The 22,160-nt window shown below is 69.8% G+C and carries 22 protein-coding genes; 18 read left to right on the forward strand and 4 right to left on the reverse strand.

Annotated elements, in window-relative coordinates:
• Positions 1 to 356 precede the first annotated feature (356 nt).
• Positions 357 to 1,025, reverse strand: coding sequence for a response regulator (locus ACSMXX_RS28115; protein ID WP_070012450.1), 669 nt, complete (start codon positions 1,023 to 1,025; stop codon positions 357 to 359).
• A gap of 44 nt (positions 1,026 to 1,069) precedes the next feature.
• Entirely contained in the window at positions 1,070 to 1,960 is an 891-nt protein-coding gene (locus ACSMXX_RS28120; RefSeq protein WP_473181465.1) for a RecB family exonuclease, read from the reverse strand.
• A 126-nt stretch (positions 1,961 to 2,086) separates the two neighbouring features.
• Here ACSMXX_RS28120 and ACSMXX_RS28125 point away from each other — a divergent pair, with 126 nt between their 5' ends.
• The 3 genes from ACSMXX_RS28125 (at position 2,087) to ACSMXX_RS28135 (ending at position 5,312) form a co-directional block, all read left to right on the forward strand.
• Positions 2,087 to 3,577 carry a site-2 protease family protein gene (locus ACSMXX_RS28125; protein ID WP_473181466.1) on the forward strand — a complete coding sequence of 497 codons (1,491 nt, stop codon included), beginning with the start codon at positions 2,087 to 2,089 and terminating at the stop codon, positions 3,575 to 3,577.
• A 32-nt stretch (positions 3,578 to 3,609) separates the two neighbouring features.
• Positions 3,610 to 4,509, forward strand: a complete 900-nt coding sequence (locus ACSMXX_RS28130) for a tRNA (adenine-N1)-methyltransferase (RefSeq protein ID WP_473181467.1) — start codon at positions 3,610 to 3,612, stop codon at positions 4,507 to 4,509.
• 236 nt (positions 4,510 to 4,745) lie between these two features.
• Positions 4,746 to 5,312: a hypothetical protein gene (locus tag ACSMXX_RS28135; RefSeq protein ID WP_473181468.1), complete on the forward strand. Its 567-nt coding sequence runs from the start codon at positions 4,746 to 4,748 to the stop codon at positions 5,310 to 5,312.
• 64 nt (positions 5,313 to 5,376) lie between these two features.
• Here ACSMXX_RS28135 and ACSMXX_RS28140 read toward each other — a convergent pair whose 3' ends face one another.
• Complete coding sequence (locus ACSMXX_RS28140; protein ID WP_473181469.1) at positions 5,377 to 5,664, reverse strand: ferredoxin; 288 nt, start codon at positions 5,662 to 5,664, stop codon at positions 5,377 to 5,379.
• 243 nt (positions 5,665 to 5,907) lie between these two features.
• Between ACSMXX_RS28140 and arc the strand changes: the two genes are divergently transcribed.
• From arc to prcA, 5 genes are all read left to right on the forward strand, one after another.
• Entirely contained in the window at positions 5,908 to 7,674 is a 1,767-nt protein-coding gene (arc, locus tag ACSMXX_RS28145; protein ID WP_473181470.1) for a proteasome ATPase, read from the forward strand.
• A 254-nt stretch (positions 7,675 to 7,928) separates the two neighbouring features.
• A complete protein-coding gene (gene dop / locus ACSMXX_RS28150; protein WP_473181471.1) occupies positions 7,929 to 9,440 on the forward strand; it encodes a depupylase/deamidase Dop in 1,512 nt (503 codons plus the stop codon).
• 140 nt (positions 9,441 to 9,580) lie between these two features.
• Entirely contained in the window at positions 9,581 to 9,799 is a 219-nt protein-coding gene (locus ACSMXX_RS28155) for a ubiquitin-like protein Pup (protein WP_473181472.1), read from the forward strand.
• A gap of 131 nt (positions 9,800 to 9,930) precedes the next feature.
• On the forward strand, positions 9,931 to 10,776 hold the full coding sequence (prcB, locus tag ACSMXX_RS28160; protein ID WP_473181473.1) for a proteasome subunit beta: 846 nt from the start codon (positions 9,931 to 9,933) through the stop codon (positions 10,774 to 10,776).
• 57 nt (positions 10,777 to 10,833) lie between these two features.
• A complete protein-coding gene (gene prcA / locus ACSMXX_RS28165; RefSeq protein WP_473181474.1) occupies positions 10,834 to 11,610 on the forward strand; it encodes a proteasome subunit alpha in 777 nt (258 codons plus the stop codon).
• A gap of 161 nt (positions 11,611 to 11,771) precedes the next feature.
• Here the strand turns inward: prcA and ACSMXX_RS28170 are convergent, their stop codons facing one another.
• Positions 11,772 to 12,836, reverse strand: a complete 1,065-nt coding sequence (locus ACSMXX_RS28170; RefSeq protein ID WP_473181475.1) for a LacI family DNA-binding transcriptional regulator — start codon at positions 12,834 to 12,836, stop codon at positions 11,772 to 11,774.
• Between the two features lie 140 nt (positions 12,837 to 12,976).
• Here ACSMXX_RS28170 and ACSMXX_RS28175 point away from each other — a divergent pair, with 140 nt between their 5' ends.
• The 10 genes from ACSMXX_RS28175 to ACSMXX_RS28220 all read left to right on the forward strand — a co-directional run bounded on the left by ACSMXX_RS28175 (position 12,977) and on the right by ACSMXX_RS28220 (position 22,131).
• On the forward strand, positions 12,977 to 14,284 hold the full coding sequence (locus tag ACSMXX_RS28175) for an MFS transporter (protein ID WP_473181476.1): 1,308 nt from the start codon (positions 12,977 to 12,979) through the stop codon (positions 14,282 to 14,284).
• 9 nt (positions 14,285 to 14,293) lie between these two features.
• Entirely contained in the window at positions 14,294 to 15,655 is a 1,362-nt protein-coding gene (gene pafA / locus ACSMXX_RS28180; RefSeq protein WP_070012462.1) for a Pup--protein ligase, read from the forward strand.
• Between the two features lie 136 nt (positions 15,656 to 15,791).
• Entirely contained in the window at positions 15,792 to 16,697 is a 906-nt protein-coding gene (locus tag ACSMXX_RS28185) for an FKBP-type peptidyl-prolyl cis-trans isomerase (protein WP_473181477.1), read from the forward strand.
• Positions 16,698 to 16,758: 61 nt separating this feature from the next.
• Positions 16,759 to 17,133, forward strand: a complete 375-nt coding sequence (locus ACSMXX_RS28190) for an FKBP-type peptidyl-prolyl cis-trans isomerase (RefSeq protein WP_055488325.1) — start codon at positions 16,759 to 16,761, stop codon at positions 17,131 to 17,133.
• 148 nt (positions 17,134 to 17,281) lie between these two features.
• Complete coding sequence (locus ACSMXX_RS28195; protein ID WP_473181478.1) at positions 17,282 to 18,253, forward strand: helix-turn-helix transcriptional regulator; 972 nt, start codon at positions 17,282 to 17,284, stop codon at positions 18,251 to 18,253.
• Positions 18,254 to 18,268: 15 nt separating this feature from the next.
• A complete protein-coding gene (locus ACSMXX_RS28200) occupies positions 18,269 to 19,231 on the forward strand; it encodes a helix-turn-helix transcriptional regulator (RefSeq protein ID WP_070012465.1) in 963 nt (320 codons plus the stop codon).
• A gap of 139 nt (positions 19,232 to 19,370) precedes the next feature.
• Positions 19,371 to 19,634: a hypothetical protein gene (locus tag ACSMXX_RS28205; RefSeq protein WP_473181479.1), complete on the forward strand. Its 264-nt coding sequence runs from the start codon at positions 19,371 to 19,373 to the stop codon at positions 19,632 to 19,634.
• A gap of 223 nt (positions 19,635 to 19,857) precedes the next feature.
• Complete coding sequence (gene tatA, locus ACSMXX_RS28210) at positions 19,858 to 20,157, forward strand: Sec-independent protein translocase subunit TatA (RefSeq protein ID WP_473181480.1); 300 nt, start codon at positions 19,858 to 19,860, stop codon at positions 20,155 to 20,157.
• 76 nt (positions 20,158 to 20,233) lie between these two features.
• The gene (tatC, locus tag ACSMXX_RS28215) at positions 20,234 to 21,220 is read left to right on the forward strand and encodes a twin-arginine translocase subunit TatC (protein WP_473181481.1); all 987 of its coding nucleotides are present in this window, start codon (positions 20,234 to 20,236) and stop codon (positions 21,218 to 21,220) included.
• A gap of 17 nt (positions 21,221 to 21,237) precedes the next feature.
• Positions 21,238 to 22,131 (forward strand): diacylglycerol kinase, encoded by an 894-nt coding sequence (locus ACSMXX_RS28220; protein WP_473181482.1) that lies wholly within the window; start codon positions 21,238 to 21,240, stop codon positions 22,129 to 22,131.
• Positions 22,132 to 22,160 lie beyond the last annotated feature (29 nt).

Raw genomic sequence — 22,160 nt, forward strand, 5'->3', positions numbered from 1 at the left:
GACGGTACCGGGGGCGCCCTGCGGCGCGGCCCAGACCCTGGGGCGTGTCCGCAAGGTCCCTCCCCCAGACTCCGTCTGGGGGAGTGCCCCCAGGGCTGCGCGGCCTGGCACGCACGCTCTCCCCCACTTCGTGGGTGGGGGTCCCCCAGCGCAGCGAGGGGGCGTGCCCCCAGCGTTGTCGGTCGTCGGCGCAGCCCTTCCCCTGGGCCTGGGCGGCCCGGGTGGTACCCCCAGCGCTCTCGCCCCCGGGGCCTGACAGGCCCGGGAGGTGCCCCCACCCTCCGCCTTGTCATCGCACGCACCAGATCCCGCGGCCCCCGCCCTAACGGGCGGCGACGCTACTCTGCGGACATGCCCTAGGAGCCGGGCCGCACCAGCCCGCTCTCGTACGCGTAGACCGCGGCCTGCACGCGGTCGCGAAGCCCGAGCTTGGTGAGCACATGCCCGACGTGCGTCTTGACCGTCGTCTCGCTGACGAAGAGGTCCGCGGCGATCTCCGAGTTCGACAGGCCGCGCGCCACCAGCTTCAGCACCTCCACCTCGCGATCCGTCAGCTGATGCAGCGTGTCCGGCACCGGCTCCTCGCCCGAGGGGAGCTTCCCCGCGTACTTGTCGAGCAGGCGGCGTGTGATGCTCGGCGCCAGCATCGCCTCGCCCGCCGCCACCACGCGGATCGCCTGCACCAGCTCGGCGGCCGGCGCGTCCTTGAGCAGGAAACCGCTGGCACCGGCGCGCAGCGCCTCCACCACGTACTCGTCGAGGTCGAAGGTGGTCAGCACGAGCACCTTCGCGGGGCCGTCCTTCGCGGGCCCGGTGATGCGGCGCGTGGCTTCCACCCCGTCCATCCGCGGCATGCGGATGTCCATCAGGACCACGTCCGGCTGCAGCGCCCGCACCTGGTCCAGCGCCTGCAGCCCGTCACCGGCCTCGCCGACGACGGCGATGTCCTGCTCCGCCTCCAGAATCATCCGGAAGCCGGTGCGCAGCAGCGGCTGGTCGTCGACCAACAGGACGCGGATTGCCACGGGATCTCCTTCGGCGGGCGGCAGGAACCGGACCCCATTCTTGCCTAAACGTCCGCGGCGGATTCCTGTGGCCCTTCGCTGCGCGGCTCGGGCAGCCGCGGCTGCACCGTGAGCGGATACGGCGGGGGAGAGCCGCCGAATTCCGGGCAGTGTGCCTGATGGTCGCACCAGTCGCAGAGCTTGCCGGGACTGGGGCGCCAGTCGCCCGTCTCCGTCGCCTTCGTGATCGCCTCCCACAGCGCCAGCACCTTGCGTTCGACGCGGCGCAGATCCTCCTCGTCCGGGTCGTACGTCAGCACATCTCCACTGCCCAGGAAGACCAGTTGGAGACGGCGGGGGACGATCCCGCGCAGCCGCCAGACCACCAGCGCGTAGAACTTCATCTGGAAGAGCGGCCCGTCGGAGAACTGGGGCGGCGGCGCCTTGCCCGTCTTGTAGTCGACGATCCGGACCTCGCCCGTGGGCGCGACGTCGACACGGTCGATGATGCCGCGCAGCCGCAGCCCCGAATCCAGCGTGGCCTCCACGAAGAACTCCCGCTCCGTGGGCTCCAGACGGGTCGGGTCCTCCAGCGAGAACCAGCGCTCGACGAGCGCCTCCGCCTCCGCCAGCCACGCCGCCAACTCGGCGCCGTCCGCCGCCGTCTCCCCGCCGTCCTCGGCGAAGAGCTCCTTCAGCTCCGGACGCTTCGCCAGCAGCCGCTCCCACTCTCGGGCGACCAGGGACCGGGCACGCGGCAGGCTGCGCTGCTCCGCCGGGGCGTCGAAGAGCCGCTCCAGCACGGCGTGTACGACCGTTCCGCGCGTGGCAGCCGGGGAGGGTTTCTCCGGCAGTTTGTCGATCACCCGGAAGCGGTAGAGCAGCGGACACTGCATGAAGTCGCTGGCGCGGGACGGGGAGAGGGAGTTCGGGGGCGATGCGACGCGGGTGGTCATGACGTACGACCCTAGGGCCCCGCACTGACAACGGACGCATACCATCGAGGGCGGCGCACCCGCCCCCGCACGCCCATCGGCGACCGGCGGCGCGGCGGAGTGCGAGGAAGCGGCAGAAGGGAACCCGTGGCGGACACGGAAAACGGCGGCACGCCGCGTTCGGGCGGCTCCGGCGGCTCCGGCGGTTCCGGAACGGCGGGGGAGGGCACGGCCTCTCTCCCGGACCGTCCGGACGCTCCGGCGTACCCGGACGGGCGGGAGGCGGGCGCCGCAGCTGCCGACGACGCGTCAGAACCGGAGCCGGGCACGGCTTCCGGCCCGGACTCCGGCCGGGAATCCGCCCCCGTGTCAGGCCCCGCCGCCTCCGGCCCCGGCGCCCCCGGTCCCGCCGCCTCCGGCTCCGCCGCCCCCGGCCCCGCCGGTCACGGCCCCAAGGGTCTCGGCCCCGACAAGCCCCGTCGTGCCCGCCCCTTCGGCGGCGGTCTCCTGATGGGCCGCCCTTTCGGCGTGCCCGTCTACGTGGCACCCAGCTGGTTCCTCGTCGCCGCCCTCATCACCTGGGTCTTCGGCGGACAACTCGACCGCGTCCTGCCCCATCTCGGCACGGTGCGCTACCTGATCGCGCTCTTCTTCGCCGTGGCCTTCTACGCCTCGGTCCTCGTGCACGAACTCGCCCACACCGTCGCCGCGCTGCGCTTCAAGCTGCCGGTGCGCCGCATCCAGCTCCAGTTCTTCGGCGGCGTCTCCGAGATCGAGAAGGAGGCCGAGACCCCCGGCCGCGAGTTCGTGCTCGCCTTCGTCGGACCACTGCTGTCCCTCGTGCTGGCCGGGGTCTTCTACGGCGGGATGCAGGCCGTGCGGCCCGGCACCGTACCGGGTGTGCTGCTGGCCGGGCTGATGATCTCCAACCTCATCGTGGCCGCCTTCAACCTCCTCCCCGGACTGCCTCTGGACGGCGGCCGGATGCTGCGCGCCCTCGTGTGGAAGCTGAGCGGCCGTCCCATGACCGGCACCGTCTTCGCCGCGTGGATCGGCCGGGCGCTGGCCGTCGCCGTGCTCATCGGGCTGCCGCTCGCCACGCATGCGGGCGGCCTGACTCAGGAGTCCATCGGGGGCATCGACACCCTCATGGACGCGCTGCTCGCCGCCATCCTGGCCGCCATCATCTGGACCGGCGCCGGGAACAGCCTGCGCATGGCACGGCTGCGCGAGCACCTTCCCGAGCTGCGCGCCCGCAACCTCACCAGGCGCGCCGTCCCCGTACCCACCGACACCCCGCTCTCGGAGGCGCTCCGCCGCGCCAACGACGCCGGAGCCCGCGCCCTCGTGGTCGTCGACGGCGCCGGCGGTCCCGTCTCGCTGGTACGGGAGGCGGCCATCGCCGGCGTCCCCTCGCACCGGCGTCCCTGGGTCGCGGTCTCCACCCTCGCCCAGGAGCTGAAGGAGGGCATGCGCGTCCCGGCGGAGCTGGCCGGCGAGGAACTGCTGGAGCACCTGCGTGCCACCCCGGCGACCGAGTACCTGGTGGTCGAGGAGACCGGCGAGATCTACGGCGTGCTCTCCACAGGCGACGTCGAGCGTGCCTTCGTCGCGGCCATGGCCAAGCCCTCGGCATGAGGCCCGCTGACCAGACCCGTTAGTCTGTGCGTATGTCCGAACCGACCGGTGCAGCCCGCCGTCGCGGGCCCTTCAAGGTCGGGGACCAGGTCCAGCTCACCGATCCCAAGGGACGCCACTACACGTTCACGCTCGAAGAGGGAAAGAGCTTCCACACCCACAAGGGAGCCTTCCCCCACGACGAGCTGATCGGCGCTCCCGAGGGCAGTGTCGTCCGTACCACGGGAAACGTCGCCTACCTCGCGCTGCGCCCCCTGCTCCCCGACTACGTCCTGTCCATGCCGCGCGGCGCCGCCGTCGTCTATCCCAAGGACGCGGGCCAAGTCCTTGCCATGGCCGACATCTTCGCGGGCGCGCGCGTCGTCGAGGCGGGAGTCGGCTCCGGTTCGCTGAGCACCTTCCTGCTCCGCGCCATCGGCGACATGGGCATGCTCCACAGCTACGAACGGCGGGCGGACTTCGCCGAGATCGCCCGGCAGAACGTCGAGCGCTACTTCGGCGAACCGCACCCCGCCTGGACGCTCACCGTCGGCGATCTGCAGGACCACCTCTCGGACGGCGACGTCGACCGCGTCATCCTCGACATGCTCGCTCCCTGGGAGTGCCTCGAGTCCGTCTCCAAGGCCCTTGTCCCGGGCGGCATCCTGTGCAGCTATGTCGCCACCACGACCCAACTGGCCCGCATGGTCGAGTCGATCCGCGAGCACGGCACGTTCAACGAGCCGCAGGCGTGGGAGACCATGGTGCGCAACTGGCACGTCGAGGGCCTGGCCGTACGTCCCGATCACCGCATGATCGGGCACACGGGCTTCCTGCTCACCGCCCGCCGCCTCGCCGACGGCGTCGAGCCGCCGCTGCGCCGCCGCCGCCCCGCCAAGGGCGCGTACGGGGACGACTACACCGGCCCCGGCAGCACCTCTGGCCGTTCCTGAAAGCCCTGTTGGGGCGCCGGCCTCCCCGTGGTCCCGTCCCGCGGACCACGCACGCGGCAGCCCCCGCCTCGTTCCTCCGCGCCAACGCGGCGACCTGGCGGGGGTGTTGAGGCTCCCGCGCTGACGCCTCGTCAGAAGCCGTACGGACGAACCCGGTCCCGCCCGTTCCGGTGCCGTGTGACGTATGGCACGATGCTGTGCACCCCCAAGCACACTTCTCACAGGAGTCACCCGGCGTGACGGAACTGCCGCACACCCGTACCCGCATGGTGCACTGGCTCAGCACGGCCGTGGCCCTCGCCGCCGTCGTCGGGGCATCGGCCCTGATCCAGCCGGCGGACGCCACCGCTCAGCCCACGCTCACCACGACGGCCTCCGGCCCGGCCCCGGACCCGAAGAAGGCAGACTTCCCCGTGGATTGCGGCAGCCCGTCCGTCAAGGTCGACGTCGTCGGCAAGGGCTCCACGGACTTCGACGGCGACGGACGCAAGGAGACCGTCGCGTCGGTGCGCTGCCACTCCGGTACGGGCACGCCGCCCAACGCCCTGTTCGTCCTTGGCGCCCCGGCCCGTCCCGACGATCCGCCCCGCGTGGTCGCGACGATGCTGCGCACCAAGGAGCGGATGACCGTCCAGGACCTGAAGGTCAGCGGCCGTACGGTCTCGGCCAAGCTGCTGGGCTACTCCTCGCCTTCCGTGCCGAGCTGCTGCCCGGACCGGCAGCGGAAGGTGAAGTGGGAGTGGAAGGACGGGAAGTTCGCGCTGGAGGCCGCTCCCGTCCCCGGCAGCCCGGAGAGCATCTGAGGCGCAACGGCCCGTCCCGCCCCGCCTGTCGGGCACTCAGCGTGAGAGCTCGTCACACTCCGTGCTAGTCGGCGTCGGGGCCGTAGACTTCAACACTGTCCGAAACACGGCGGACATGAATGCAGTCACCGGGGCACTCCTTCGCGGAATCCACGACGTCTCTGAGGAGCGGCAGCGGTACGGGAGTCGTGGCGCCCTCGTTCTGAAGAAGCTCGTCGTCGGCGCTCTTGACATAGGCCAAGCCGTCGATGTCCAGCTCGAACACCTCGGGTGCGTACTGCGCGCAGATGCCGTCGCCGGTGCACAGATCCTGGTCGATCCAGACCTCGAGTGCGTCGTCCCCGGTGCTCATCCTGTCGCCTGCCGTTCCTGCGTTCGTGATGGAAAGCTGCTGTCCATGAAGGGGTGTTGACCGTTCCGACCCTACAACCGGCCGCTTTCGGATGGTCATGGGTGGGTATTCCCCTGGCGTGAGGGAGCGCGCAAGGGTGAAGATCAGACACACCGCGACCGTCTTTGTGATCTAGGGTTTCAACCTGTACCCGCCCAGGTAGGGTCAGGAAGCGTCCAGCTCCCCCTGGAGGAGGTGAGGACCGTGGCAGCCCACGACGACGACATCAACCGCGGCATCCGGCCCGGTCGGGGTTCCGAAGACCCGTCCGGCCAGGTGGCGTATCTGGAGCAGGAGATCGCCGTCCTGCGCCGCAAGCTCGCCGACTCTCCGCGGCACACTCGGATTCTTGAGGAGCGGATCGTCGAGCTGCAGACCAATCTGGCCGGCGTCTCAGCACAGAACGAGCGGCTCTCCAACACTCTCCGTGAGGCGCGTGACCAGATCGTTGCCCTCAAGGAAGAGGTCGACCGACTCGCGCAGCCGCCGGCCGGCTTCGGAGTTTTCCTGACGGCGAACGAGGACGGCACAGCCGACATCTTCACCGGCGGGCGCAAGCTCCGCGTGAACGTCAGCCCCAGCGTCGAACTCGAGGAGCTCCGGCGCGGCCAGGAGCTGATGCTCAACGAAGCTCTCAACGTGGTCGAGGCGATGGAGTTCGAGACCGCGGGCGACATCGTCATGCTCAAGGAGGTCCTGGAGGACGGCGAGCGCGCCCTGGTCGTCGGGCACACCGACGAGGAGCGGGTGGTGCGTCTCGCCGAGCCCCTGCTGGAGACGACGCTCCGCGCCGGCGACGCTCTGCTCCTGGAGCCGCGCTCCGGTTACGTCTTCGAAGTCGTGCCCAAGAGCGAGGTCGAGGAACTCGTCCTCGAAGAGGTCCCCGACATCGACTACGCCAAGATCGGCGGTCTGCGCGGCCAGATCGAGCAGATCCGCGACGCGGTCGAACTGCCGTATCTGCACCCGGATCTCTTCAAGGAGCACGAACTGCGCCCGCCGAAGGGCGTTCTGCTCTATGGCCCGCCCGGCTGCGGCAAGACGCTGATCGCCAAGGCCGTCGCCAACTCGCTGGCCAAGAAGGTGGCGGAGGTCACAGGAAAGCCCCAGGGCAAGAGCTACTTCCTCAACATCAAGGGCCCCGAGCTCCTCAACAAGTACGTGGGTGAGACCGAGCGGCACATCCGCCTCGTCTTCCAGCGCGCCAGAGAGAAGGCCAGCGAGGGCACGCCCGTCATCGTCTTCTTCGACGAGATGGACTCCCTCTTCCGCACCCGAGGCTCGGGCGTCAGCTCGGACGTGGAGAACACGATCGTCCCGCAGCTGCTCTCCGAGATCGACGGTGTGGAGGGCCTGGAGAACGTCATCGTCATCGGCGCCTCGAACCGCGAGGACATGATCGACCCGGCGATCCTGCGTCCAGGCCGTCTCGACGTGAAGATCAAGATCGAGCGTCCGGACGCCGAGGCCGCCAAGGACATCTTCTCGAAGTACCTCACCGCGAACCTGCCGCTGCACGCGGACGACGTCTCCGAGCACGGCGGCAACTCCAACGCCGCGGTGGACGCCATGATCCAGTCCGTAGTGGAGCAGATGTACGCGGAGTCCGAGGAGAACCGCTTCCTGGAGGTCACCTACGCCAACGGTGACAAGGAAGTGCTCTACTTCAAGGACTTCAACTCCGGCGCCATGATCGAGAACATCGTCGGCCGGGCGAAGAAGATGGCGATCAAGGCCTACCTCGACCAGAACCAGAAGGGTCTCCGCGTCTCCCATCTGCTCGCCGCCTGCGTCGACGAGTTCAAGGAGAACGAGGACCTCCCGAACACGACCAACCCCGACGACTGGGCCCGCATCTCCGGCAAGAAGGGCGAGCGGATCGTATACATCCGCACGCTGGTCACCGGAAAGCAGGGTGCGGACACCGGCCGCTCGATCGACACCGTGGCCAACACCGGTCAGTACCTGTAAGCAGACAGCGATCCGGCTGCGGACGCCCCTGGTGGACCCCCGCCGAAGGCAGGGGAGGGCGTCCGTGGCCGGATCCTTTTTGAGCAGTCCGAGGAAGTCCGCTGAGTGATCTCCCGACTTCAGCCCGTGCGTTCTAGGCTCGTCCGTAGTGCCGCTACGCAAAGTGCTGAGGGAAGGACCGCAGACGGGGCGGATGCGCAGCGGGACTTGAGCGGCGGCCCACAGGCGGGCCGCTGCCGGGCAAGGAGGGCCGCATGACCGTACGGCGAGTAATGGGTATCGAGACGGAGTACGGGATCTCCGTACCCGGCCATCCCAACGCCAATGCCATGCTCACCTCATCCCAGATCGTCAACGCCTACGCCGCGGCGATGCACCGGGCACGCCGTGCCCGCTGGGACTTCGAGGAAGAGAACCCGTTGCGGGACGCCCGCGGCTTCGACCTGGCACGGGAGTCCGCCGACGCCAGCCAGCTCACGGACGAGGACATCGGCCTGGCCAATGTCATCCTCACCAACGGCGCCCGTCTCTACGTCGACCACGCCCACCCCGAGTACAGCGCACCAGAGGTGACCAACCCCCTCGACGCCGTCCTGTGGGACAAGGCGGGGGAGCGGATCATGGCGGAGGCTGCCGAGCGGGCCGCCGAGGTCCCCGGGACGCAGGCGATCCACCTCTACAAGAACAACACCGACAACAAAGGCGCCTCCTACGGCACGCACGAGAACTACCTGATGAAGCGGGAGACGCCGTTCTCGGACATCGTGCGCCATCTGACGCCCTTCTTCGTCTCGCGCCAGGTGATGTGCGGCGCCGGCCGCGTCGGCCTCGGCCAGGACGGCAGCGAGCACGGATTCCAGCTCAGCCAGCGTGCGGACTACTTCGAGGTCGAGGTCGGCCTGGAGACGACGCTGAAACGGCCGATCATCAACACCCGCGACGAGCCGCACGCCGACGCGGAGAAGTACCGCCGCCTGCACGTGATCATCGGCGACGCGAACCTCTCCGAGATCTCCACCTATCTCAAACTCGGCACCACGGCACTCGTCCTGTCGATGGTCGAGGACAACTTCATCGCCGTCGATCTCGCCGTCGATCAGCCCGTCCGTACGCTCCACCACGTCTCGCACGACCCGACGCTGGGCAAGCTGATCACGCTGCGCAGCGGCCGTACGCTCACGGGCGTCCAGCTTCAGATGGAGTACTGCGAGCTCGCGCGCAAGTACGTCGAGGAGCGCTGGGGCGCGGACGCGGACGAGCAGACCCAGGATGTCCTCACCCGCTGGGAAGACGTCCTGACGAGACTGGAGCAGGATCCGATGAGCCTCTCCGGGGAGCTGGACTGGGTCGCCAAGCGCGAGCTGATGGAGGGCTACCGCCGCCGTGACCGGCTCGGCTGGGACGCGGCACGCCTGCACCTGGTGGACCTGCAGTACGCGGACGTAAGGCCCGACAAGGGGCTCTACAACCGCCTCGCGAACCGCGGCAACATCCAGCGGCTGCTACAGGAGGAGGACATCAAGCGGGCCGTGGGCAAGCCGCCGGAGGACACACGCGCCTATTTCCGCGGGCGCTGCCTGGAGCAGTACGCGGACGACGTGGCCGCCGCCTCCTGGGACTCCGTCATCTTCGATCTGCCCGGTCGTGACTCTCTGCAACGGGTCCCGACGCTGGAGCCGCTGCGCGGCACCCGTGACCACGTCAAGGAGCTCCTGGACCGCTGCCGTACGGCGGAGGAGCTGGTGAGGGTGCTTTCCGGAGGCTGAAGGACGGCTATTCGGTGCCGCATGCGGGAATCACCGGGGTGGTACTCCGACGTTGGAGAAGTGAAGGGCCGATGTCAGTCCCTGCTTGTAGGGTCTGATCTTGTACGTCACGCGTACACCGAACCGAGCGGGGTGAGGATATGGCGACCAAGGACACCGGCGGCGGGCAGCAGAAGGCCACCCGCCAGACCGAGGAAACCGAGGAGCAGACTGAGGAGACCCAGGTCTCCGAGGACCTCAAGGAGCGCCAGGAAGCACTCTCGGAGGATGTGGACTCCGTCCTGGACGAGATCGACGACGTCCTTGAGGAGAACGCCGAGGACTTCGTACGGTCCTTCGTTCAGAAGGGCGGAGAGTAATCGCGTGATCACCCGTCCTGCGTCCCCGGTCCCGGGGGCGCAGGACGGGTGACTTCCGGGCCTGCGGGTATGGTCCGTGCAGTATTCCAAGATCCCCTCTGAACCGACTTCCGATCTGTGGAAGGAAACGTGTGGAAGCCAACACTCGTGACACAGGGCGTCTGCCGGCTGCCTTCCTGACACCCGGCTCGTCCTCGTTCATGGACTTCCTGTCCGAGCACGCCCCAGAGGTGCTGCCCGGCAGTCGGCCGCTGCCCGCTGTCGAGGGCGCCGTGCAGGCTCCGCACGGCACGACCATCGTCGCCGCGACGTACCGGGGCGGTGTGGTGCTCGCGGGCGACCGCCGCGCGACGATGGGCAACGTCATCGCGCAGCGGGACATCGAGAAGGTCTTCCCGGCTGACGAGTACTCGGCCGTGGGCATCGCCGGCACGGCAGGGCTCGCGGTGGAGATGGTGAAGCTCTTCCAGCTGGAGCTGGAGCACTTCGAGAAGGTGGAGGGCTCGACGCTCTCGCTGGAGGGCAAGGCGAACCGGCTCTCCACCATGATCCGCAGCAATCTCGGCATGGCTCTCCAGGGCCTCGCGGTCGTCCCGGTCTTCGCGGGCTACGACGTGGACCGTGAGCAGGGCCGCATCTTCTCCTACGACGTGACGGGCGGCCGTTCCGAGGAAGTGGGCTTCACCGCCGTCGGTTCCGGCTCGGTGTTCGCGCGCGGCTCCCTGAAGAAGCTGCACCGGGACGACCTGACGGAGGAGCAGGCCTGCACGGTGACCCTGCAGGCGCTCTACGACGCCGCGGACGACGACTCGGCCACAGGCGGGCCCGACATGGCGCGCAAGATCTATCCCACGCTCACGGTCATCTCCGACGAGGGCTGCCGGAGGCTCTCCGAGGAGGACGTCTCCGGGCTCGTACGCACGATGCACGAGGGCAGGCTCCAGCAGCCCAACGGGCCGCAGGCCCCGCTCACCTGAAGAAGGCCACGGGGCCTTCAGCGCCCTCTGACAGGAGAAGGAAGGGACGGATAACCGGTGTCGACGCCGTTCTACGTCTCACCCCAGCAGGCCATGGCGGACCGCGCCGAGTACGCCCGCAAGGGCATCGCGCGGGGTCGCAGTGTTGTCGTGCTGCAGTACACCGACGGCATCGTGTTCGTCGCCGAGAACCCCTCGCGGTCGCTCCACAAGATCAGCGAGATCTACGACCGCATCGCGTTCGCAGCGGTGGGCAAGTACAACGAGTTCGAGAATCTGCGCATCGGCGGTGTCCGCTACGCGGATCTGCGCGGATTCACCTACGACCGCGCCGATGTGACGGCCCGTGGCCTGGCGAACGTCTATGCCCAGACGCTGGGGACGATCTTCTCCAGCGCGGCCGAGAAGCCGTACGAGGTGGAGCTGATCGTCGCCGAGGTCGGCCCCGCCCCCGAGGACGACCAGATCTACCGGCTTCCGCACGACGGCTCGATCGTGGACGAACACGGCTCGCTCGCAGTCGGCGGCAACTCCGACCAGATCAACAGCTATCTCGAGCAGCGCCACCGTGACGACATGACGCTGGCGGAGGCCGTCAAGCTCGGCAAGGAGTCCCTGGCGCGCGACAACAACGGCGGCGAACGCGACGTGACCGCCGACCAGTTGGAGGTTGCGCTGCTCGACCGCAGCCGCGTCCAGCAGCGGAAGTTCAAGCGGGTCCTGGGCAGCCAGCTGCGGCGTCTGCTGGGGGAGGACGAGAGCCAGGGGGGTTCGGCCTCCTCCTCGTCGTCCGACGGCGACGAGGAAGCTTCCAGCGACAGCTCCGAGGAGTAGCGCAGCCTTCCCGCCGTTCCGTTCAGCGCGCGTGCCCCGCAGGACCGACGTCCTGCGGGGCACGCGGCGTCGCGGCCAGGGCCAGAGCCGGCGGGCCAGCAGGCCTCACCTCGGAGCCGCACGCCCCGGCCTGTGACGGCCTCCGGCTGCGCCCGCCGGCCTCAGCTGCCTGCGGAGGGCTCAGCCGTGGAACCGCGCTGTACGAGCTGCACGGCGAGGACGGGGGTACTGGCCGCCCTCCCCGCCAGCACGTCCAGCAGCGCGCGCATACCGGCCGCACCGACCTCCTCGGCGGGCAGCCTCACCGTCGTCAACTCCGGCTCCAGCGCGGTCGCCAGGCTCAGATCGTCGAAGCCCGTCACGGAGACGTCCTCCGGCACGCGCAGGCCCAGCCGCCGCGCCGCCTTGCACGCTCCCGCGGCCAGCAGGTCGTCGTCACAGATCACCGCCGTGGGCCGCGGGTCGGCGGAGAGAGCCCGGGTGGCGGCGTGCAGGGCGGCCTCGACGCTGAGATCGCTGGGTTCCGTCCGTACGACCGCTCCCGCCGTACCGGCGACGGCGTCCGCCAGCGCCCCGGCCCGTACGCCGAAGGTCCACGTGTCCACGTCTGCGGCCAGATGCGCGAGGCGGCGGTGACCGAGACCGAGGACATGTCCGGCCGCCTGGTGCATGCCGTCGGCGATGTCGAGATTGACGGTGGCGGCAGCCCGGTCGCCCGCGGGGTCGGTGTCCAGCATCACCAGCGGCAACCCGCCCTCGCGCAGTGCCGCCAGCGCCTCGGGGGCCATCGAGGATGCGATCACGCCGTCCAGCGCCGCACGCGCTGAGCCGAAGGGATCGACGGCGGGCCCGGTGCCTTCGGGCGACGGATAGAGCACCACGCCGAAGTCGTGCTCCGCGGCGACTCGTGAGGCACCGGCGTGTACCCGCGCGAAGTAGTCGTGGGTGAGGGCGGGCACGACGAGCAGAGCCGTCCGGGTCCGGCCCAGACGCAGGCTGCGTGCGGCCAGGTTGGGCCGGTAGCCGAGAGCCTGCGCGGAGGCCCGTACGGTCTCGGCGGTGCGGGGAGAGACGCGGCCCTGCCACTTGCCGCCCAGCACGAGGGAGACCGTCGCCTGCGAGACGCTCGCGTGGCGGGCGACGTCCCGGCTGGTGGGGCGCGGGCGTTCCGGGGAGGCACCGGTGCGCGGCTGGTCCGCGGTGCCGGGCCGCCGGGTGCTCGCCATCCGTACCGCTCCTTCGCCTGCCCGTGGCCATGGGGTGCCCGGGGTGGACCGTGCGTCAGCGACATGGTACGTATAACGGCGGCAGTTATACGTACAACGTGACAGCGTGACCCCGTGAGCGCCGGAAGGAGCCGAAAGTCATGGCGACGGGCTATGCCGAGCTGCTGCGCGCCCGGCACGCGATGCGGCTGCTCGCGGGCACTCTGACGGGCAGGCTGCCCAACGCCACGGGACCGCTCGTGATCGTGCTCTTCATCCGTGCCGAAGGCGGCAGTTACACGCTCGCCGGCGTCCTCTCCGCGGTCTACGGACTCGCCACCGCCGTGGGCCAGCCGCTGCTGGGGCGCCTGGTCGACATCCACGGACAGCCGCGCGTGATGCTTCCCGCGGCGGTGCTCTCGGCGCTGGGCATGGTGTTGCTGACGGCAGCGGGCACCGACCCGGTCTGGCCGGCAGCCGCGGGCGTACTCGTCGCCGGAGTGTGCACGCCGCCGCTGGAGGGCGGACTGCGGGCCCTGTGGCCCAGCGTGCTGAGCGGCCCCGGCAAGGTGCACAGGGCGTACGCGCTCGACGCCGTCGCGCAGGAAGTGATGTTCGCCGTCGGGCCGCTGCTGGTGACGGTGTCCGTGGCCCTGTGGAACGAGGCGGCCGCGCTTCTCGCCATCAACGCGCTCGGCGTGCTCGGCGCGCTCTCGGTCGTCGTCTCGCCGCCCTCACGGGCCTGGCGTTCAGCTCCGCGCGAGCCGCACTGGCTGGGCGCCCTGCGCTCTTCGGGGCTGCTGGCGCTGCTCGGCACCTTCTTCTTCGTCGGGCTCGCGCTCGGCGCCGTAGCCGTCGCGGCCGTCGGCTACGCGGACGACCACGGCGATGCCCTCATCTCCAGCTACCTGCTCTCGGCGCTGGGCTTCGGTGCTCTCGCCGGCGGTGTCGTCTACGGGGCGCGGCACTGGCCGGGCGCTCCGGAACGCCGACTGGTGTGGCTTGTTCTCGCCCTTGCCGCGGGGTACCTGCCGCTGGCCCTCGTACCCGGTGTGGCCACGATGACGGCCCTGGCCGGAGTCTCCGGCATCTTTCTGGCCCCGGCGCTTGCCTGCGCCTTCCTGGTCGTGGACCGGCACGCTCCGTCCGGGACCGTCACCGAGGCCTTCTCATGGCTTGTCACCACGTTCGGGGTGGGTGCTGCCGCAGGTACGGCCGTGGTGGGTCCCGTCATCGAGCGGGGCGGCGCGTCCGCGGGCTTCGCCGTCGTGGGCGGGGGAGGGCTGGCCGCGTTCCTCGTACTGATGCTGACGCGACGCGCTCTGTCGGTGCCCTCCGCGGGCTCCCGCGGCACCTCCGTGGCGGCCCCCGCGGCAGGTCCTGGTCATGCGTCAGTGCCGGTCACCGAGGCGGAAAATGATCGCAACGGTGCCCCCGAACCCGGTTTCAGAACAGGCCGTCAGGCGTAATGTTCAGTCATGGACCGCCGAATCTTCGGGCTTGAGAACGAGTACGGCGTCACGTGTACGTTCCGGGGCCAGCGCCGTCTGTCCCCCGACGAAGTGGCGCGGTATCTCTTCCGCCGTGTCGTGTCATGGGGCCGCAGCAGCAACGTCTTTCTGCGCAACGGTGCCCGCCTCTATCTGGATGTTGGCTCCCACCCCGAATACGCGACGCCCGAGTGCGACAACGTGACCGAGCTGGTCACCCACGACAAGTCCGGCGAGCGCATCCTCGAGGGTCTCCTCGTCGATGCCGAACGTCGCCTGCACGAGGAAGGAATCGCAGGCGACGTCTTTCTCTTCAAGAACAACACCGACTCCGCGGGCAACTCCTACGGCTGCCACGAGAACTATCTCGTGGCGCGGCACGGGGAGTTCTCGCGGCTGGCGGACGTCCTCATTCCCTTCCTCGTCACACGGCAGCTCGTCTGCGGCGCGGGCAAGGTGCTGCAGACGCCGCGGGGCGCGGTCTACTGCGTCAGCCAGCGCGCCGAGCACATCTGGGAGGGGGTCAGCTCCGCGACCACGCGCTCCCGTCCGATCATCAACACCCGCGACGAACCGCACGCGGACGCCGAGCGCTACCGCCGCCTCCACGTCATCGTGGGCGACTCCAACATGTCCGAGACGACCATGCTGCTCAAGGTCGGTGCGACCGACCTCGTGCTGCGCATGATCGAGGCGGGCACGGTGATGCGCGACCTGACCCTGGAGAACCCGATCCGGGCCATCCGCGAGGTGAGCCACGACATCACGGGCCAGCGCAAGGTGCGCCTGGCCAGCGGCCGCGAGGCCTCCGCACTGGAGGTTCAGCAGGAGTACTACGAGAAGGCGCTGGACTTCTGCGACCGGCGCGGCATCCGCACCGGCCGTGTGGAGCGCGTACTGGAGCTGTGGGGCCGCGCCCTGGACGCCATCCGCACCCAGGAACTCGACAAGATCAACACAGAGATCGACTGGGTCATGAAGTACCAGCTGATCGAGCGCTACCGGGCGAAGAACAACATCACGATGTCGCACCCGCGCATCGCGCAGATAGATCTCGCGTACCACGACATCCACCGCCGCCGTGGCCTCTACTACCTGCTGGAGCGCAACGGCCAGGCAGCGCGTATCTGCAACGACCTGAAGATCTTCGAAGGCAAGTCTGTGCCGCCGCAGACGACGCGGGCACGGCTGCGCGGCGACTTCATCAGGCGGGCCCAGGAGCAGCGCCGGGATTTCACCGTCGACTGGGTCCATCTCAAGCTCAACGACCAGGCGCAGCGCACTGTCCTGTGCAAAGACCCCTTCCGGTCAGTCGACGAGCGCGTGGAGAAGCTCATCGCCGGGATGTGAGACGTGTCGACGGGGGACGGGATGTCCGGACGGGGTCGTAGGGTTGCCCCCGACCGTCCGGACATCCCTAGACCGCGAGTTGGACACAATGCTGCAGACCCCCCGGGGAACGACCCCCCGCCCCAGGAACCCCCTCGTGCGCCGCCTCGTCGTGGCCCTTGCCGTGCCTGCGCTGATCGTCTCAGTCGCCTCCTGCGGCAGCGAGGAGGACAAGAACGGACAGCCCCCGCAGGTCACCGGCGCCACGGACAAGAAGCCCAAGGTGGCCAAGGGCAAGGGCAAGCCCCCGAAGGACCTGAAGGTCAAGGTCCTCAAGGAGGGCAAGGGGCAGAAGGTCAAGAAGGGCGACTCGCTCAACGCGAACTACCACGGCCAGCTGTGGAACGGTAAGGAGTTCGACAGCAGCTGGAAGCGGGGCCAGCCGGCCACCTTCCAGATCGGCACCGGCAAGGTCATCAAGGGCTGGGACGAAGCCCTGGTGGGCAAGAAGCTCGGCAGCCGCGTCGAGTTGGTGGTGCCTCCGTCGAAGGGGTACGGCAAGCAGGGCCAGCCCCCGACGATCCCGAAGAACTCCACGCTGGTCTTCGTCGTGGACCTTGAGAAGATCATGCCGAACAAGATCGACGGCAAGCCGGTGAAGGGCGAGCAGAACCCGGAGCTGCCCGAGGTGAGCACCAAGGTCGAGACGGACAAGGCACCCGAGATCACCATGCCGAAGGGCAAGGAAGAGGCCCCCGACAAGCTGGTCGACGAGACGATCATCGAGGGTGACGGCAAGAAGGTCAGTGAGAAGAGCACTGTCCTGACCCAGTTCACGGCCAAGCTGTGGAAGGGCGGCAAGCAGCTCGACGACACCTGGGCGCAGGGCGGGCCGCAGGAGATCCCCGTCTCCAAGATCCCCGGCTGGGGCGAGGCCCTGAAGGGCAAGAAGGCCGGCAGCCGCGTCGTGATCTCCGTCCCGAAGGACGAGTTCCCGAAGGAGCAGCGCAAGCAGTTCTCCTCTGGCGTGGTGTTCTCGGTGGACGTGCTGAACGTCAACTGACCCCGCCCGGCGTGACAGACTGGCGCGGTTGTCCGAATGATTCGTTGCTAGGAGCTGTTTCGTGAGCATCGACAAGCCCGAGGTCGACTTTCCCGAGGGCGCGCCGCCTGCCGATCTGGAGATCGTGGATCTCTGGGAGGGCGACGGGCCCGAGGCCAAGGCCGGCGACAACGTCTCCGTCCACTACGTGGGCGTCTCCTTCTCCAGCGGCGAGGAGTTCGACGCCAGCTGGAACCGCGGCAAGCCGCTGCAGTTCCAGCTCGGCGCCGGCCAGGTCATCCCCGGCTGGGACCGTGGTGTGCAGGGCATGAAGGTCGGCGGACGCCGCCGGCTGACCATTCCCGCCCACCTCGCGTACGGGGAGCAGGGCGCGGGCGGCGGTCGTATCAAGCCGAACGAGACCCTCATCTTCGTCTGCGACCTCGTCTCCGTCTGAGCCGGGCCGCACCGCGAGTTCATCCGAGGGTCCCGCCGGAGGGCGGGACCCTCGGACTTTGCTTTTGCGGGGAACGCGGCGAGCGGTACGGTCAATTGCCGAGAAGAGCACAGAGCAGTACGAGAAGTACGGGAGCACGAGGGAGCCCATGGCGATTGCCAAGGCCGAGCGGCTGATGAATCTGGCGCTGTGCCTGCTCGGGACCCGGCGCCCGCTGACGAAGCGAGAGCTGCGTACCTCGATCGAGGCATATCTCGAGGCAGGCAGCGACGAGTCCTTCAACAGGATGTTCGAGCGCGACAAGGACGATCTGCGCGAACTCGGCCTCGTCATCGACACCGTGGAGAGCCTGGACGGCGACATCGGCTACCGCGCCCAGCGCGACAGCAACAGGCTCCCGCCCGTCGCCCTCGACGCCGAGGAGGCCACCGCCCTGGGCCTGGCCGCACGGGTGTGGCAGCAGGCACGTCTCGCGGGCGCGGCCAGCGGTGCTCTGCAGAAGCTGCACGCGGCCGGCGGCATGCCGCAGCACGACGAGGGGGACGGCGCCGTTCCCGCGGTTCCGCACAGCACGCTGGAGCCGTACATCCCCGCCCGTGAGGCCGCTTTCGAGCCGTTGATGCTCGCTTGCCGGGACCGCCGCCCCGTCGTCTTCGACTACCGCAAGTCCAACGCCGCCCGCCCCGAGCGGCGCCAGGTCGAGCCCTGGACGCTGGAGTGCTGGCGGGGCCACTGGTATCTCGCGGGCTACGACCGGGAAAGGCAGGCCGAGCGCGTCTTCCGCCTCTCCCGCATCACCGGGCCCGTACGCTCCCGCGCCACGGCGTTCACCGCGGCGGTACCGGACCAGGTGACCGTACGGGAGACCGTCGAGCGCTGGGCCGGGGAGAGCGCGTCGCGCACCGCGCGCATCCGGCTGCGCTCGGGCGCCGGCTACCCGTTGCGGGCCCGCGCCACCGAGGTACGGGAACTGCCCGACGGGTGGGAGGAGTTGGAGATCCCGTACGGGCACGGACTGGACGCATGGCTGGTGGAGTTCGGGCCGGACGTGATCGTGCTGGAGCCGGCCGAACTGCGGGCCGAAGTGGTCGACCGGCTGCGCGCCGTCGCCAAGGGCTGAAGGGGAGCACGGACCGTGGCACCGAACGCCATCGACCAGACGCGACGGATGCTGTCGCTGGTCACCTACCTGCGCGACCGCCCCGGCGCCCGCATCGACGACGTGGCGCGCGCCTTCGGAATCACCGCCGACGAGCTGATCTCCGATCTCGACGTGCTGCCGATGTGCGGCACCAGCTTCCGTGGGGGCGACCTGCTGGAGATCGACACCGACGGCGAGCGCATCTGGTGGCGGAACGCGGACGCCCTCGGCAGCGACACGGCGCAGCCGCTGCGCCTCGCCTCGGACGAGGCGACGGCGCTGCTCGTCGCAGCCCGCGCCGTGGCCACGCTCCCGGGGCTGCGCGAGAGCGACCGGGACGCGCTGCGGCGGGCCACCGCCAAGCTGGAGGAGGCGGCAGGGGAGAACGCGGGCGCCAGCTCGCGGCTGTCGGTGACCTTCGAGTCGGAGGGCGGGGTCTTCGCCGACGTGGACCGAGCCATCGCCGAGCAGCGCAGGCTGTGGCTTCGCTACTACTCGCCGGCGCGCGACGAACTCACTGAGCGCGAAGTGGATCCGATCCGTCTGTTCGCCGTCGGGCACACCTACCTGGAGGCCTGGTGCCGGCTCTCGGAAGCACGCCGCACCTTCCGGCTGGACAGGGTCGCCGAGATCCGGCTGCTCCAGGAGCCCGCCGACCCGCCGCCGATGGAGCTGCGGGATCTGAGCGAAGGGCTCGTGCAGCCCTCCGCGGAGGATCCGGAAGTCGTCGTCGAGGTCGGGCCCGGCGGCCGCTGGGTCGCCGAGTACTACCCGTACGACAGCGCCGAGGAGCTGCCCGACGGAGGCCTGCGCGTCACCCTGCGTACTCCCGATCCGGCCTCGCTGCGGCGGCTCGCGCTGCGGCTGGGCCACGACGGCAGGATCGTCGCACCCCGCGAACTCGCGGACAGCGCACGGGAGGCGGCGCGCACGGCGCTTGCAGCGTACGGGGAGTGAGAGCGCGCACCGGCCCGCGGGCGTCCATGGACGCTCGGGCCGCGCACGGATGCTCAGGCCCGGGCCTCCGCCCACTGGCGCACGCGGGTGCACACGGGTGCAGGCGGGCTTCGCGGAATCGGCCCACTAGGCTCTGACCATGCTCTGGCCCATGTTCTTTCTCGCCCTCGCCTTCTGCGGAATCGCCGTACTCGGTGTGCTGGCCGTCCGGGTCGGGCTGGAAGTGCGCCGGTTCACACGGGCCGTCGGTGACAGCTCGGAGCGCATCACCCGCGCCGCCGAGGACCTGGAGCGCGCCGCCGGACCGCTGGCCGGGCGGGCCGGTGCCGCACGTGACGGACACGGCCACGTACCCGGTGAGCCGGGCGGCGAGGCTGCGGTGGGGGGACGGGGGCGGCCGTGATGTGGCGGGTGCACACGCGCCCTGCCTTGTCCGTACCTTTGAGCGGTAAGCTGCACAGTGCCGCGTCGCGGCGATGCCCGAGCGCAACCTCGGGTCGGTACGGGCATTGCCCGTCGTTCACGGCCCAGGGTTACGATCGCTGTCAGCACTCGCTTGACGCAGCCCGTCCGATTCATACGGCAGGCAAGGACACACGCCGGCCCCGGCGAGAAGGTAGTGGCACATGATCGGCAACCTGAAGCCCCTGGAGATCGTCCTGATCGTCCTGGTCATCCTGCTGCTGTTCGGCGCCAAGAAGCTTCCGGACATGGCCCGTTCGCTGGGCAAGTCTGCCCGCATCCTCAAGAGCGAGGCCAAGCAGATGAAGAAGGACGGCGCCGACGAAGGCGACGCCGGTACCTCTGCCGGTACCTCCGCCGACTCCCAGCAGGCGCCGAAGACCATCCAGGCCGCCCCGGGGGACGTCGCCAGCTCGCGGCCCGTGTCCGAGCCGGCCAGCCAGAAGCAGCAGAACCAGTCCTGACGTCGCGTGATTCCGCCGTACCGCACCGGTAGGGCAAGACCGGCATTTCCGACACTTCACACACTGAGGATCTGGGTTGCTCAAGTCAGCCCGTAGACAGGGCAAAGACAAAAGCGAGAAGGACCCCGAGGGGCGGATGCCCCTCGCGGACCATTTGCGGGAGCTGCGCAACCGGCTGATGAAGGCGGTGCTGGCGATCCTCGTCGTCACCGTCGTGGCGATGATCTACTACAAGCCGATCGCCGACTTCCTCACCGACCCGGTGCGCGAGTCCGTCGGCTGCACCGAGGGCTTCGGGCGTGCCGCCGAGGAAGGCGAGACCTGCGCCGAGATCACCATCAACGGTCTGATCGCCCCCTTCACGATCATGCTCAAGGTCGCCCTGACCGTCGGCGTCGTCGCCGCCTCCCCGGTCTGGCTGCACCAGCTGTGGGCCTTCCTCGCTCCGGGGCTCCACAAGCACGAGAAGAAGTACGCACGTGCCTTCGTCGGCGCCGGCGTCCCGCTCTTCCTCGGCGGTGCCTACCTCGCGTACCTGATCCTGCCCAAGGCGGCGGCGACGCTGCTGGACTTCAGCCCGGGCGGGACCGGCAACCTGATCCCGCTGGACGACTTCCTCGACATCGTCACGCGACTGGTGATCGTCTTCGGGCTCGCCTTCGAACTCCCGCTGCTGCTGGTCATGCTGAACCTGACCGGCATCCTCGGCGGCCGGCAGCTGCTGAGCTGGTGGCGGGTCATGGTGCTCTGCATCACGGTCTTCTCCGCCATCGCCACGCCCACAGGCGACCCGCTGACCATGGCAGCCCTGGCCGCGCCCATCGTCCTGCTCTACTTCGGGGCCGTGGGCATCTGCCTCTTCAACGACCGCCGCCGCAGCCGCAACGACCCGTATGCCGCTCTGGACGACGACGAGGCGTCCCTCATCGACGGCCCCGACGGCCTGGAGGAAGGCGAGAGCGTCCCCGCGCCCCGCGCGCTGCCCGAGGGCGAATCCGGCGGTGCGGGCGGCGACGGTCCGCACGGACGGGGTGGACGGGACGGTTACGGCGACGCGACCTGAGCGGGTATGGTCCGCGCGTGACCAGCGAGATCACCCTTTTCGTCAACCCCATAGCGGGCCGCGGCCGTGGCGCCGCCGCCGCGCAGCCCGCCGCTGACGAGCTGCGCCGGGCCGGATTCGCCGTACGCACCGTCGTCGGCACCGACGCCGACGACGCGCTCATACGGGCCCGCGAGGCCGTGCAGGCGGGCACCGGCGCGCTGATCGCAGTCGGCGGCGACGGCATGTCGTCCCTCGGACTGCAGGCGGTCGCCGGTACGGAGACCCCGCTCGGCGTCGTCTCCGTGGGCACCGGCAACGACTTCGCGCGCGCGACCGGACTGCCCGTGCGGCAGCCCGCGGAGGCCGGCCGCGTCGTCGCGGAGGCGCTCAAGGCAGGGCATGAGCGGCGCGTCGACCTGGGCAGAGCGGAGGAGCGCTGGTTCGGGACGGTGCTCGCCTCGGGGTTCGACTCACGCGTCAACGACCGGGGCAACCGGATGCGCTGGCCGTCCGGCAAGGTCAAGTACGACCTGGCGATCCTCGCCGAGCTGGCCGCCTTCAAGACCATCCCGTACCGGCTGACGCTCGACGAGGGGGAGCCGCTGGAGATCCGGGCGACGCTGGTCGCCGTCGGCAACGGCCCCTCGTACGGCGGCGGCATGCGCATCTGCCACGGTGCCGAGATGGACGACGGGCTCCTCGACGTGACGGTCGTGGGGGAGTGCAGCCGCGCCACACTGCTGCGCGTCTTCCCCCGCGTCTACAAGGGCACCCATCTGTCCCATCCCGCCGTCACGACTTACCGGGCCCGCAGCGTGCGGCTGGAGGCGCCGGAGGTGACCGGGTACGCGGACGGCGAACCGCTCGGGCCGCTGCCGCTGACGGCACGCGTGGTCCCGGGGGCGGTGCGGCTCCTCGTCGCGGAGTAATGATCGTGAGCGGTGTCGGAGGTGGCCGG

It is taken from the genome of Streptomyces sp. DSM 116795 (assembly GCF_055792905.1).